Source organism: Pseudomonas sp. 9.3L, assembly GCF_058536285.1.
On record NZ_JBZUBK010000001.1, the window covers coordinates 39,555 to 53,521 of the forward strand.

The 13,967-nt window shown below is 58.7% G+C and carries 13 protein-coding genes; 8 read left to right on the forward strand and 5 right to left on the reverse strand.

The features are described 5' to 3' along the window. The first annotated feature begins 50 nt into the window (after positions 1-50). Entirely contained in the window at positions 51-2,108 is a 2,058-nt protein-coding gene (gene prlC / locus AC4LE2_RS00210; RefSeq protein WP_491823251.1) for an oligopeptidase A, read from the forward strand. Between the two features lies 1 nt (position 2,109). After that, a complete protein-coding gene (locus tag AC4LE2_RS00215) occupies positions 2,110-2,382 on the forward strand; it encodes a YheV family putative zinc ribbon protein (protein ID WP_491823253.1) in 273 nt (90 codons plus the stop codon). A 4-nt stretch (positions 2,383-2,386) separates the two neighbouring features. On the opposite strand, the gene AC4LE2_RS00220 is transcribed toward AC4LE2_RS00215, so the two are convergent. Continuing rightward, entirely contained in the window at positions 2,387-3,097 is a 711-nt protein-coding gene (locus AC4LE2_RS00220; RefSeq protein ID WP_491823255.1) for a FadR/GntR family transcriptional regulator, read from the reverse strand. A gap of 249 nt (positions 3,098-3,346) precedes the next feature. On the opposite strand from AC4LE2_RS00220, the gene AC4LE2_RS00225 reads away from it, so the two are divergent. From AC4LE2_RS00225 to AC4LE2_RS00245, 5 genes are all read left to right on the forward strand, one after another. Further along, positions 3,347-4,705, forward strand: coding sequence for an MFS transporter (locus tag AC4LE2_RS00225; protein WP_491823256.1), 1,359 nt, complete (start codon positions 3,347-3,349; stop codon positions 4,703-4,705). Positions 4,706-4,733: 28 nt separating this feature from the next. Next, on the forward strand, positions 4,734-6,080 hold the full coding sequence (gene gudD, locus AC4LE2_RS00230; RefSeq protein WP_491823258.1) for a glucarate dehydratase: 1,347 nt from the start codon (positions 4,734-4,736) through the stop codon (positions 6,078-6,080). Between the two features lie 70 nt (positions 6,081-6,150). Beyond that, positions 6,151-7,209 carry a PA0069 family radical SAM protein gene (locus AC4LE2_RS00235; RefSeq protein WP_491823260.1) on the forward strand — a complete coding sequence of 353 codons (1,059 nt, stop codon included), beginning with the start codon at positions 6,151-6,153 and terminating at the stop codon, positions 7,207-7,209. A 255-nt stretch (positions 7,210-7,464) separates the two neighbouring features. Then, positions 7,465-8,184 carry a carbonic anhydrase gene (locus AC4LE2_RS00240; RefSeq protein ID WP_491823262.1) on the forward strand — a complete coding sequence of 240 codons (720 nt, stop codon included), beginning with the start codon at positions 7,465-7,467 and terminating at the stop codon, positions 8,182-8,184. 249 nt (positions 8,185-8,433) lie between these two features. Further along, on the forward strand, positions 8,434-9,927 hold the full coding sequence (locus AC4LE2_RS00245; protein WP_491828010.1) for a SulP family inorganic anion transporter: 1,494 nt from the start codon (positions 8,434-8,436) through the stop codon (positions 9,925-9,927). Between the two features lie 9 nt (positions 9,928-9,936). Here AC4LE2_RS00245 and AC4LE2_RS00250 read toward each other — a convergent pair whose 3' ends face one another. After that, positions 9,937-10,581 (reverse strand): hypothetical protein, encoded by a 645-nt coding sequence (locus tag AC4LE2_RS00250; protein WP_491823264.1) that lies wholly within the window; start codon positions 10,579-10,581, stop codon positions 9,937-9,939. A gap of 215 nt (positions 10,582-10,796) precedes the next feature. Here AC4LE2_RS00250 and AC4LE2_RS00255 point away from each other — a divergent pair, with 215 nt between their 5' ends. Beyond that, a complete protein-coding gene (locus AC4LE2_RS00255; protein ID WP_491823266.1) occupies positions 10,797-11,429 on the forward strand; it encodes an SCO family protein in 633 nt (210 codons plus the stop codon). Positions 11,430-11,435: 6 nt separating this feature from the next. Here the strand turns inward: AC4LE2_RS00255 and AC4LE2_RS00260 are convergent, their stop codons facing one another. The 3 genes from AC4LE2_RS00260 to AC4LE2_RS00270 are packed head-to-tail and all read right to left on the reverse strand — an operon-like array spanning position 11,436 to position 13,920. Further along, a complete protein-coding gene (locus AC4LE2_RS00260) occupies positions 11,436-12,209 on the reverse strand; it encodes a MetQ/NlpA family ABC transporter substrate-binding protein (protein ID WP_491823268.1) in 774 nt (257 codons plus the stop codon). Positions 12,210-12,250: 41 nt separating this feature from the next. Continuing rightward, positions 12,251-12,913 carry a methionine ABC transporter permease gene (locus AC4LE2_RS00265; RefSeq protein WP_491823270.1) on the reverse strand — a complete coding sequence of 221 codons (663 nt, stop codon included), beginning with the start codon at positions 12,911-12,913 and terminating at the stop codon, positions 12,251-12,253. Beyond that, the gene (locus tag AC4LE2_RS00270) at positions 12,913-13,920 is read right to left on the reverse strand and encodes a methionine ABC transporter ATP-binding protein (RefSeq protein ID WP_491823272.1); all 1,008 of its coding nucleotides are present in this window, start codon (positions 13,918-13,920) and stop codon (positions 12,913-12,915) included. Before AC4LE2_RS00270 ends, AC4LE2_RS00265 begins: the two co-directional genes overlap by 1 nt. Between the last annotated feature and the right edge of the window lie 47 nt (positions 13,921-13,967).

The following is a 13,967-nucleotide window of genomic DNA, read 5'->3' on the forward strand; positions in this document are numbered from 1 at the left end:
GGCGATGTTTGTATTTAAGATGACCGGTGTTTCTTCTCAAGCCAAGGTGTATGACCGTGACCGAGACCAATCCGCTGCTCCAGCCCTACGACCTGCCGCCGTTTTCGGCAATTCTGCCCGAGCATGTGCAGCCGGCTATCGAGCGTATTCTCGCGGACAACCGCGCAGCGGTCAGTGCCCTGCTTGAACAGCAAGGTGATGAGCCTACCTGGGAAAGCCTGGTACTGGCCATGGACGAGCTCAATGACCGCCTCGGTGCCGCCTGGAGCCCAGTGAGCCACCTTAATGCAGTCTGCAATGGCCCTGAACTGCGCCAGGCGTATGAAGCCTGCCTGCCTGCCCTGAGTGCGTATTCGACCGAGCTGGGGCAAAACCGCCGCCTGTTCGAGGCCTTCCAGGCATTGGCCAGCAGCCCGGCCAGCAACCAGTTCGATGTGGCGCAAAAAACCATCATCGAGCACTCGCTCCGAGACTTTTGCTTGTCGGGCATAGACCTTCCGCCTGAGCAACAAAAGCGCTACGCCGAAGTGCAGAGCAAACTGTCTGAACTCGGCAGTACGTTCTCCAACCAATTGCTGGACGCCACTCAAGCGTGGACCAAGCCGGTGACGGACGAAGCGGCGCTGGCCGGGCTTACGGAGTCGGCGCGTGAGCAGATGGCTGCCGCGGCCAAGGCCAAGGGCCTGGACGGCTGGCTGATTACGCTGGAGTTTCCAAGCTACTACGCTGTGATGACCTATGCCGAGGACCGGGCCCTGCGTGAAGAGGTGTATCAGGCCTATTGCACGCGTGCGTCGGATCAAGGGCCCAACGCCGGGCAGAACGATAATGGCCCGATCATGGAGGAAATCCTTGAGTTGCGCCAAGAGCTTGCGCACTTGTTAGGCTTTGCCAATTTCGCCGAGCTGAGCCTGGCCACTAAAATGGCGGAGTCAAGTGACCAAGTACTTGGGTTTTTGCGTGACCTGGCCCAGCGTAGCAAGCCCTATGCCCAAAAAGACCTTGAGCAGTTGAAGGCGTATGCCGCTGAGCAGGGCTGCCCGGATTTGCAAAGCTGGGACAGTGGTTACTATGGCGAAAAGCTGCGCGAGCAACGCTACAGCGTGTCCCAGGAAACCCTCAGGGCCTATTTCCCCATCGACAAAGTGCTGAGTGGGCTGTTTGCCATTGTTCAGCGCTTGTACGGTATTGAAATCGCCGAAGTCACAGGCTTCGACACCTGGCACCCGGATGTGCGTCTGTTTGAAATCAAAGAAAACGGCCAGCACGTAGGGCGGTTCTTCTTCGACCTGTACGCCCGGGCGAACAAGCGCGGTGGTGCGTGGATGGACGGCGCCAAGGACCGTCGGCGTACTGCAAGCGGTGTGCTGCAAAGCCCAGTGGCGAACCTGGTGTGTAACTTCACCCCTGCTGCCACCGGCAAGCCCGCGTTGTTGACCCACGATGAAGTCACCACGCTGTTCCATGAGTTCGGGCACGGCCTTCACCACCTGCTGACGCGTATCGAGCATGCTGGCGTGTCTGGGATCAATGGCGTGGCCTGGGATGCCGTGGAGTTGCCAAGCCAGTTCATGGAAAACTGGTGCTGGGAGCCTGAAGGCCTGGCGCTGATGTCTGGGCATTACCAAACGGGCGAGCCGCTGCCTCAGGACTTGCTGGAAAAAATGCTCGCCGCCAAGAACTTCCAGTCCGGGCTGATGATGGTGCGCCAGCTGGAGTTCTCCCTGTTCGACTTCGAGCTTCACGCGACCCATGGTGACGGGCGTTCGGCATTAGAGGTACTGGAGCAGATCCGCGATCAGGTTTCAGTGATGCGGCCGCCGGCGTACAACCGCTTCCCTAATAGCTTCGCGCACATTTTTGCGGGCGGCTACGCGGCGGGGTACTACAGCTACAAGTGGGCCGAAGTGCTGTCTGCTGACGCGTTCTCTCGGTTTGAAGAAGAAGGCGTACTCAACCCCGAGACAGGCCGTGCATTCCGCGATGCGATCCTGGCCCGTGGTGGGTCGCTGGCGCCGTTAGTGTTATTCGTGGACTTCCGTGGGCGTGAGCCTTCCATTGATGCCCTGTTGCGCCACAGCGGGCTGGTGGAAGGCGAGGCCGCGTGAGATGGAGGCTGCAGTGAGCAAAACCCAGAAACGCTTCATCGCCGGGGCGGTTTGCCCGGCATGCAGTGAGATGGACAAGTTAATGATGTGGAGCGAGGACGACGTGCCTCACCGCGAGTGCGTCGCGTGCGGGTATTCCGATACCTTGAACGCTCAAGGCCAGTCCATTCCCAAGGAGTTGGGTACGCGGGTAAATCATGCCCAGCCAAAGGTTGCGAAGCCTAACGTTCAAACGGTGCAGTTCTTCCCCAACCCAAAGCTCAAAAAGCCCTGAGGGATCAGGCAGCGTGAAACCGCTCCATGCTGTTGCTCAAATGCAGCAGCATGGCAGCACGCGCTGCATCGGCATCCTGACGGCGGATGGCGTGGTAAATCGCCTCGTGTTCTGCCTGGGCGAATTTACCCAATTGACTGAAATCCTCCTGCCCACGCTCCTGGCTGTTGAGCTGGGTGCGAGGTATCAGCGCAGCACCCAAGTGCAGCAACATCTCGGGAAAACAATTATTGCCTGTCGCTTGGGCGATGAGTATATGGAACCGCCGGTCGGCTTCCACGCAGCTGTCGTTGTTCGCCAATAGCCGCCCATAATCATCCAGCGCCTCCCGCAGTTGGCTCAATTGAGCCTCCGTGCGTCGCTTGGCCGCCAAGGCTGCTGCCTGGGTTTCAAGCCCCATGCGTAGCTCCAGAACGCTTCGCACGTTAGTCAGCGTTTCGACGTTCAGCCGCAAACCTGTACGCGCGGGCCGTTCAAGCACGAAGGTCCCCACGCCGTGACGTGTTTCTACCAGCCCTGCCGCCTGCAGTTTGGACAGTGCCTCACGCACCACGGTACGGCTCACGCCATGCATTTCGACGATAGCGGTCTCCGAGGGCAGTTTTTGCCCTTCTGCGAAATCGCCTCGCAGGATGCACTGCGTCAGGTTGTTCACCAGATCATGCGCCAGGTTGGGCGCACGCCGACGCGCTGGGCGGTCGATTTCCACGGGCATGCTGTCTATTCCAAGGTAAGAGCGCGCATCTTACCACTCCCCCTCCCCTACGCCTTGTTGTATGACAACGGCGCGCTTTACTTTGGAAGAAAGCCTATTTTATTGGTTTTTCCCAATATTACAGGGAGGAACATTGCAGGTAAAAAATCTCAGTTGTATGATGTCTGTCAGCAAGTACTTGTAAGACAAGACCGCTCTTGGCGCTAAGCGCCGCTACCCCGCATAAAAATAACAGTGGGAGTGTTGATTGTGAGTAACCCAAGCCTGGCCGCCTCGACGGGTGGCAGTAGCGCTGTGTTGGCCCGTACCGTGGCCAAGGTAAAGCAGCGGGTATTGCCGCTGTTCGTCATCATGTTCATCGTCAATTACATTGACCGGGTGAACATTGGCTTTGTCCGCACTCACTTGGAACACGACCTGGGGATAGGCGCTGCTGCCTATGGCCTGGGCGCTGGTCTGTTCTTTATTGGCTATGCGCTGTTCGAAGTGCCGTCCAACATGCTGCTGCAACGGGTAGGTGCCCGCCTGTGGCTGACGCGCATTATGTTCACGTGGGGCATCGTCGCTACCCTCATGGCGTTCATCCAAAACGAAACCCATTTCTACGTGCTGCGCTTTTTGCTAGGGATTGCCGAGGCCGGGTTCTTTCCAGGCGTGATCTACTACTTCACTCGTTGGTTGCCAGGCGTGGAGCGCGGTAAGGCCATTGCCATCTTCCTCAGCGGCTCTGCCATTGCCTCGCTAATTTCAGGGCCGCTGTCTGGTGCCTTGCTCGGCATCGAAGGGCTGAACATGCACGGTTGGCAGTGGATGTTCCTGATCGAAGGGCTTGCCTCGGTATGCTTGTGCTTCGTGGTGTGGTTCTGGCTGGATTCGCGCCCTCATGACGCCAAATGGCTCAGCCGCGAAGAGCAGGATGCCTTGGTCGGTGCGATTGATCAGGAGCAGCGTGAACGCGAGGCGCTTACCACCGTGAAGCCCAGCCTGGGCCAGTTGCTCAAGGACGGTCAGATACTGCTCTTCTGTCTGCTCTACTTTTGCATCCAGTTGACCATCTACGCCGCTACCTTCTGGCTGCCCAGCATCATCAAGAAAATGGGCGACCTCACTGATTTCCAGGTGGGCTTGTTCAACTCAATCCCCTGGCTGATCTCCATCATTGCCATGTATGCCTTTGCCGCAGCCTCGGGCAAGTGGAAATTCCAGCAAGCCTGGGTAGCCTGCGCGCTGCTGATTGCAGCATTGGGCATGTTTTTGTCCACCACCGGCGGGCCCATCTTCGCGTTTGTAGCCGTGTGCTTCGCGGCAATTGGTTTCAAATCGGCCTCGGCATTGTTCTGGCCTATCCCCCAGGCATACCTGGATGCACGTATCGCTGCGGCGGTGATTGCGCTGATCAACTCGCTGGGCAACCTGGGTGGCTTTTTCGCACCAGCGACCTTCGGCTTTTTGGAGCAGCAAACCGGCTCTATCGTCGGTGGGCTCTACGGCCTGGCAGGTACGTCAATCCTTGCGGCCATTCTGGTGTTTTTTGCCAAGCTTCGCCCCGCTGCCCCTGTCCCTGCGCGCAGCCAGGGCGCCGATACCGTACTGGGCAAGCCTCATTGAGCCTCGCCCACCCTCATAAGGAAACCGTATGAACGATGCTGCTTACGCGGGCGGTCAGGCCCCCGTCGTTACTGAATTGCAGGTGATCCCCGTGGCTGGCCATGACAGCATGCTGCTTAATCTCAGCGGCGCGCATGGCCCCTTCTTCACGCGCAATATCGTGATTCTCAAAGACAGCGCTGGGCACATCGGCGTTGGGGAAGTGCCCGGCGGCGAGCGGATTAGAGAAACATTGGAAGATGCCCGCAGCCTTGTCGTAGGCCAGCCTCTTGGCCAGTACCAGCAGGTACTTAATCGCATGCGCGAAACCTTCGCTGCCCGAGACAGCGCGGGGCGCGGGCTACAGACCTTTGACCTGCGCATTACCATCCATGCGGTCACGGCCGTGGAATCAGCCTTGTTGGACCTGCTGGGGCAGTTTCTCGAAGTGCCTGTGGCTGCGCTGTTAGGCGAGGGTCAGCAACGCGATTCGGTGAAGATGCTGGGGTACCTCTTTTATATTGGCGACGCTAAGCAAACCCGCCTGAACTACCGTAACGAAGCCGACGGCGATGCCTGGAGCCGTTTGCGCAATGAGCAGGCGTTAACCCCTGAGGCCGTGGTGCGCCTGGCCGAAGCTGCGCAGGCCAGCTACGGTTTCAACGACTTTAAGCTCAAAGGCGGTGTGTTGCGGGGCGAGGAAGAAATCGAAGCGGTTACCGCCTTGGCCGAACGCTTTCCCGGCGCCCGGATCACCTTGGACCCGAACGGTGCATGGTCCCTCAAAGACGCGATTCGTCTGTGCCGCGATCAACACCAGGTGTTGGCATACGCCGAGGACCCGTGCGGTGCCGAAGACGGTTATTCCGGCCGCGAGGTGATGGCCGAATTCCGCCGCGCTACCGGCTTGCCTACCGCGACCAATATGATTGCTACCGATTGGCGCCAGATGGGCCACGCCATTACCTCTCAAGCAGTGGATATTCCGCTGGCAGACCCGCACTTCTGGACGATGCAGGGCTCCGTTCGAGTCGCCCAGATGTGTAATGACTGGGGCCTGACCTGGGGGTCGCACTCCAACAACCATTTCGATATCTCGCTGGCGATGTTTACCCAGGTGGCTGCCGCAGCGCCAGGAGACATCACCGCCATCGACACCCACTGGATCTGGCAGGACGGGCAACGGCTGACACGCGAGCCCCTGCAGATCATCGATGGGCATATACAGGTGCCCAAAAAGCCTGGGCTTGGGGTAGACATCGACATGGACGCCGTGGCCCGCGCCCACGAGCTTTATAAAGGCATGGGGCTGGGTGCACGTGATGATGCCGTGGCCATGCAGTTCCTGATTCCTGGTTGGCAATTCGATAACAAGCGGCCTTGCCTGGTGCGCTAGCCCGACTGCTGCTGGTAATACGCTACAAGGGCCTTATACTGTTTGCATAACCAGTACTGAGGCCCTGCCGATGTCACCTAAAATGCCTGAGCGCGGCCGCGGAACGGCCAGCAACCCGGATAACCGCTTCCATGGGCGCCATTGTGTGGCCGAGGATGACGGCTGGTATCAAGAGGTCGCGGCCAGCGTTCACACTGAAGTACGAATCGAAGCCGCTAAAAGCATCATCGCACGCAATACCTCGCCCGATATTCCCTTCGACCGTTCTATCAACCCTTATCGGGGCTGTGAGCACGGCTGTATTTATTGTTTCGCCCGGCCTACCCATGCGTATTGGGATATGTCCCCTGGGCTGGATTTCGAAACCAGGCTGATCGCCAAGACCAATGCCGCGCAGCGCCTGGCCGAAACGCTCGACAAACCCACCTACCAGTGCGCACCCATTGCCTTGGGCGCCAACACAGACCCTTATCAGCCGATCGAGCAGCACTACCGGATTACCCGGCAGTTACTGGAAGTGCTACTGCGCTACCGGCACCCTGTGACCATCACTACCAAAGGTGCCATGGTGCTGCGTGACCTGGACCTGCTACAGGCGCTGGCCAGCGAGGGCCTGGTGCGTGTGATGATCAGCCTGACCACGCTCGATAACGAACTCAAGCGCACCCTGGAGCCTAGGGCGGCCGCACCTGCGGCGCGCCTGCGGGCCATTCGTGTATTGGCCGAGGCTGGGGTGCCGGTCGGCGTGATCTGTGCGCCGGTCATCCCTATGGTCAACGATCACGAACTGGAAGCGATGATCCAGGCCGCCAGCGATGCTGGTGCCAGTAGCGCACACTATGTGCTATTGCGCTTACCGCTAGAGGTGGCGCCCTTATTTGAGGAATGGCTGCATGTCTATTATCCACAACGCGCGGCTCACGTATTGAGCCTGATAAGCCAAAGCCATGGAGGTAAACACTATGACCCTACCTTTGGAAAACGCATGAAAGGTGAAGGTGTATTCGCTGACCTGATTGCTCGGCGCTTTGCAGTGGCCCTCAAGCGTGCCGGGCTCGAAGGGCGAGTGCGCAGCCACTTGGACTGCACTCGGTTCTGCCCGCCAGGTCGGCAATTGGCATTGCTCTAAGCCAGGCAAACACAATAACCACTGCGTCTGAAATATGATCCAGAAAGTCACTCTGCCACTATCGTATAGAATACTAGCAGTTAGCCGCTAACTGTCTATCCAAGGCCCTGGCTAGTTCAGCTCCAATTAAGCGAAGCCCTCTAATTTAAGAATTGTCTTATTCGGTCACAGTTTCCTAACACTTGGTTTAGTACTTTAGGTGTAGGATTTTTCTCCTGACCATGTGGGACTTTCCTACTTTCAAGAGGATGCAACATGAATTCACCGGATCCAACCCTGCTGGCCACCCCTCCAGAACCCGGTAGCACGGACGAGTCGCTTAAGTACATCGTCGACGGCTTCCGTCATTTTCACCGCGAGATATTCCCTGAGCAAAAGGAGCTGTTCAAGAAGCTGGCGACTGCTCAGCGCCCGCGGGCAATGTTCATCACCTGTGCCGATTCGCGCATCGTGCCCGAACTCATCACCCACAGTTCACCAGGCGATCTGTTCGTAACCCGCAACGTCGGGAACGTGGTACCGCCGTATGGCCAGATGAACGGTGGCGTGTCTACTGCGTTGGAATACGCGGTCATGGCGCTAGGTGTGCAGCACGTCATTATCTGTGGCCACTCTGATTGCGGGGCCATGCGCGCTGTGCTTAACCCGGATACTCTAGACAACATGCCTACCGTCAAGGCATGGCTACGTCACGCCGAAGTGGCAAAAACCGTAGTGCATGAGAACTGCAACTGCTCCACTGAAGGCGAGACCATGGCAGTGCTCACGGAAGAGAACGTGATCGCACAGCTGCAGCATTTGCGTACCCACCCCTCAGTGGCGGCACGCTTGGCCAGTGGCCAACTCTGCATTCATGGTTGGGTCTACAACATTGAAACCAGTGAAATAAAAGCGTACGACGCCGAACGCGATTGTTTTCTGCCCTTGGATGGGCCGCAGCCTACCCCGAGCGCTACACCGAAGGGCCGTTTCTAAACGGCCAACGGTTAAACCTTACCAGGCCACGCCTGGCTATGCCCTCGCGTAGTCGGGGCTGCTTCCGTTTTTAATAAAAACAATCATTAAACGGACATACGCGTACTTGCACCGAGCACGCAGCTAACGGCTGCCTCGGAAACAGGTGCACGCCTGTCAGTTGCAACGGTGCGGTCGTGGCCTGACGTGAATTCAGGAGGAAGCGGCTTGAACATTTCGCAAATCAAAGCGGTATTACCGCGTGAGTTGATGGCTTCGGTCGTTGTATTTCTGGTCGCGTTGCCGTTGTGCATGGGCATCGCCATCGCTTCCGGCGTGCCCCCTGCCAAAGGCTTGGTCACGGGCATCATTGGCGGCTTGGTAGTAGGTTTTCTGGCAGGTTCACCCCTTCAGGTCAGTGGCCCGGCCGCCGGCTTGGCCGTACTGGTATTCGAGTTGGTGCGCCAACACGGCTTAGCCATGCTCGGCCCGATTCTATTACTGGCGGGCATCCTGCAATTCATGGCCGGGCGTTTTCGCCTGGGCTGCTGGTTTCGCGTTACTGCGCCAGCCGTGGTCTACGGGATGCTGGCAGGTATCGGTATCCTGATTGTGCTTTCACAGATACACGTGATGCTCGACCAGGCCCCTCAGCCTTCGGGTGTCAGTAATTTATTGAAATTCCCAGGTGCGGTAGGTGAAGCACTCCCCTCCCTTGGCGGTGGGCTCGGTTGGCAGGCCGGGCTGCTGGGGTTGCTCACGATTGGCATCATGTGGAGTTGGGAGAAGCTCCGGCCCGCCAAGTTGCGGTTTATTCCTGGGGCGTTGCTCGGTGTAGCCACCGCCACGGTCATCAGCCTGCTGGTGCCCATGCAAGTCAAGCGCGTGCAGGTGCCTGCAAACCTCACTGAAGCCATTGATCTGCTCAAACCAGCCGACCTCATGGCACTTGCCGACCCGACGCTGCTCATTGCGGCGGTTGCCTTGGCATTTATCGCCAGCGCTGAAACCTTGTTATCTGCGGCTGCAGTAGACCGTATGCACAGCGGTGTGCGTTCGGATTTCGACCGCGAGCTGTCAGCCCAAGGTATCGGCAATATGCTGTGTGGATTGCTGGGCGCGCTGCCCATGACCGGTGTAATCGTGCGCAGCTCGGCTAACGTACAGGCGGGTGCCCAAACGCGGCTCTCTGCGATCTTCCACGGTGTGTGGCTGCTGGCCTTCGTGGTGTTGCTCTCTAGCATCCTGCAACGTATTCCAGTAGCAAGCCTGGCTGGTGTGTTGGTGTACACAGGTATCAAGCTGGTGGACTTCAAAGCGTTCCGTGGCCTGGGCCGGTATGGTCGCATGCCCATGTTCACCTATGCCGCCACGGCACTGACGATCGTGTTCACGGACTTGCTGACAGGTGTGCTGCTGGGCTTTGCGCTCACGTTGATAAAGCTGGCGTTCAAGGCTGCGCGGTTGAAAATCTCGCTGGTACCCACTGGCGAGAAGCAAGTAGAGCTGCGTTTGACAGGCTCGGCAACCTTCCTCAAGGTGCCAGCGCTGACCAAGGCGCTAGAGCGCATCGAGCCAGGCACCGAGGTTCACGTGCCGCTCAATGGGCTGAACTACATTGATCATGCCTGCCTAGAGTTGCTGGAAGATTGGGGGCGAGCTAACCAGGCCAGCGGGTCGCGACTGGTGATCGAAAGCCGCGGCCTGAAGCGGCGTACCGAGGGCCGTCTACGTACCAGCAGCGGCCTTGGTGCGGGCGCCTAGGGCTTGGGTTCAGGCAAGGCTGAGGCCAATACCCAGCTGCCGAGACATACAGGGCCAGCGCTTCCATAGCGCCCCCGTCTCGGGGCTGGTGAGGCGATCCTTGTAAGCCTGCACCCGTTCCTGCTCGAAGGCTTCTTCGTTCAGCAACTGGTCAATAGAGTGATGGACCACTTCGTCTAGCTGATTGGCGAAGGGCTCGCCAATCAGGCTGTGTGCAATGAGGTTGGCCACGGTTGTATCTTGTGGAATCAAGGGTTGAGCGAAGTGACGGATGTACACGTCGTTCACTTCCTCCACCAGGCGGTGAGCCAGGTACGCTTCGTCCAACAAGCTGTCGAGCCCTTCGTGGCCGTCCATGATCTTGGGTGGCTGAATGAAATATTCCAACGCTATATTCAGCACTGGCTGGATCTGTGCGGCGATGCCCGCCTCGATAGCCACCTCAGCGGCCGCTTCAATGACATCAGGCACCTGATTGATATAAGCATCCACAAAGCGCTGCAGGCTCTCTTGAGCGTCGGCTTCGCCCCCTTCCAACGTGATAGAGCGGTGCAGCCCCGCAAAGCGCCCAGCCAGGGCTGCCGCTAACTGCTGTGTCTGCTTCTCATGGGTATTGGCGCGTTCAATCAGCTCGCGCAGTGCGGCGGTATTCATGTGTACTCCGGTATACAGTGAAGCAAAGCCCCTACGATAGCCGCCCCTGAATCAGGAATCAGATGAAAACCTCATAAGGGGAACAGGCTTATCGCGAGCAGTTATGTCAGATGGCCATTACGCCTGGTTGTGTAGCGGCCTTTTACCGAGCCGATGACTTGCACCGCGCGGCGGCTCCTTTTACTTTGTGAAGCCCTTTGCTTGAGTGGTTCGCCATGACCCGCGCCCAAACCGCTGCTGCTGCCTTGTTGGTGATCGTTGCCCTGGGCGCCGGTTGGATGATCGAAAAAGTCGTTAGCGACAAACGCCTGGACAGCGATACGGCACTGTTGGAGGCTGGGATCGTGTTGTTACAAAAGGGCCGCCCCTTGCCGGCCCTGACCATGACCAATCAGGACGGGCAGCCTGTAGCCTTGGACGGTATCAAAGGCCGCTGGGGCCTTCTGTTTTTTGGCTATACCTTCTGCCCAGACATCTGCCCCACTACCTTGGCCCAGTTACGTGAAGTGCAACGTCAATTGCCCAAAGCCGCAGCCGATCGCCTACAAGTGTACTTCGTCAGCGTAGACCCTCAGCGGGATACGCCAGCGCAGTTGAAAAACTACCTGAGCTACTTCAGCGATGCGTTCATTGGCTTGACGGCACCGGAAACGGTGCTGTCGCAGCTGTCCACTGCGATCAGCGTGCCCTATTTGCCGCCTGATACACGCCAGCCCAATTACACGGTGCAACACAGCGGCAACCTGGCGCTGGTGGGCCCTGACGGGCAGCTGCGAGGGTTTATCCGCGCGCCATTCGATACCACGCGGGTACTGAATCGGCTGCCGTCAGTGCTGGAGCGAGACTAACCGCGCTTAAAAGGCGGGAACGACGGCACCCTTGTACTTTTCCATAATGAACGCTTTGAGCTCGGGGCTGTGCAGGGCCGCTGCGAGCTTCTGCACGGCAGGCGCATCCTTGTTGTCAGGGCGGGCTACCAGAATGTTCACGTAGGGCGAGTCGTTGCCTTCGATCACCAAGGCATCGTGCGCCGGGTCCAGTTTGGCTTCCAGCGCGTAGTTTGTATTGATCAGGGCGAGGTCGACCTGAGTCAGCACGCGGGGCAAGGTGGCGGCTTCCAGCGCGTGAATCTTCAAGTCCTTGGGGTTCTCGACGATGTCCTTGACGGCAGCACCAATGTCCTTTGGGTCTTTTAACGTGATCAAACCGGCCGCTTGCAGCAACAGCAGGGCACGGCCGCCGTTGGTGGCATCGTTGGGGATGACCACGTTGGCGCCGCCGGGCAACTCATCGAGCGTCTTGTATTTGTTTGAGTAGGCGCCCAATGGCTCCAGGTGCACTCCTGTGACTGCTACCAGGTTGGTGCCTTTGCCGGCATTGAACTCATTCAGGTAAGGCTGGTGCTGGAAGAAGTTAGCGTCGAGGCGCCCTTCGGCAACCTGCACGTTGGGCTGCACGTAATCAGTGAATACCTTGACCTGTAGATCAACGCCTTCTTGTGCAAGCGCGGGTTTCACGAACTCAAGGATCTCCGCGTGCGGTACGGCGGTGGCCGCTACGGTAAGGGTTTCATTGGCCTGGGCGTTGAGGGCGAACACGGCGGCAAAGGCCACCAACAACTGTTTCATGAAAGGCTCCTGTGGCCGTCGCGCTTCACTGCGCTGACGGCTTATTTGCGGGAAAAATGAATGACAAGGCGGTCGCCGATGCTTTGTAGCAGTTGAACCAGCACCAGCAAGAGGATCACCGTAACGACCATGACGTTGGTCTGGAAGCGTTGGTAGCCAAAGCGAATCGCCAGGTCACCCAAGCCCCCGGCACCGACCAGCCCTGCCATGGCGGTATAGGACACCAGGGTAATCGCAGTGACGGTAATTGCGGCAAAAATGCCTGGCCGCGCCTCGGGCAACAGCGCATTCAGAATAATCTGCCGCGTGGTGGCACCCATGGCCTGAGTGGCTTCGATGATGCCGCGATCCACCTCACGCAGTGCGGTTTCGACCAGCCGTGCGAAGAACGGCGTAGCGCCGACCACCAGCGGAGGAATGGCCCCGGCGATGCCGAGCGAGGTACCAGTGAGCAGTACCGTCAGCGGGATCATGACGATCAGCAGGATAATGAACGGCAATGAACGCAGCACGTTTACCAGGAAAGAGAGCAACGCATACAGCCTGCGCTGCTCGAACAACTGCCGTGGCCCGCACAAAAACAGCAGTACACCCAGCGGAAGCCCCAGCAGTACGGTAAACAGCAGCGAGCCACCCAGCATCAATAGGGTGTCCAGGGTCGCCAGCCAGATTTCGGCCCAGTCGATCGAGGCGAAGAACTCCATTAGCGTAATACCTCCATATGAACGTCAGCCGCGGTGAAGCGCGCAAAAGCCGCGTCCATGTCACCGCCGGTGATGGCAAGCGTAAGTTGGCCATAGGGCGCTTCTTTGATGCGGTCGATGCGGCCTGCCAGGATGCTGTAGTCCACTCCGGTTTCGCGTGCCACGGTACCCAGCAGCGGCGCATAGGTTGCTTCGCCCTGGAACGTCAGGCGCACGATACGCCCAGGGACATGGGCAAAGTCGTCGTGCTGCTCGCCTTCGTCCCCATGCTCATCCTCTTGTACGAACCGCTTGGTCGTGGGATGGGAGGGGTGCAGGAACACTTGAGCCACAGGCCCTTGCTCTACAATCCGGCCGGCATCCATCACCGCGACCTGATCGCACACCCGCCGGATGACGTCCATCTCATGGGTAATAAGCACGATGGTGAGGTTGAGCTCTCGGTTGATCTCTGCCAGCAGCCTCAACACCGACGCGGTGGTTTGTGGGTCCAGGGCGCTGGTGGCTTCGTCGCATAGGAGGATCTTGGGCTGGGTAGCCAAGGCTCGAGCAATGCCTACCCGTTGCTTTTGCCCGCCGGACAGCTGGGCGGGGTACTTGCGTGCATGTTCGCTCAAGCCTACCCGGGCGAGTAGCTCGGCCACGCGGCTGTCGATCTGCCGAGCCGGCAACTCGCCCGCCAGACGCAAGGGCATGGCAACGTTGTCGGCGACAGTCTTGGAAGCCAGCAAGTTGAAGTGTTGGAAGATCATGCCGATCTGCTGACGCAGCCGGCGCAGGCGGTCGGGGCCAAATGCAGTGACGTCTTCGCCATCTACATGAATGGTGCCGCCACTGGGCTGCTCAAGCCGGTTGATCAAGCGCAACAGGGTACTTTTGCCGGCTCCGGAATGGCCGATGAGGCCAAACACCTGGCCTGCGGGTATCACTAACCGGGTGGGGTGCAGGGCGGGGATTTCCTTGCCTGCTACCCGGTAGGTCTTGTGGACGTTTTCAAACTCGATCACGGGTCACCTGCGTGCCACGCACCTAAGTGCGCATGGAGGGGCGGTTA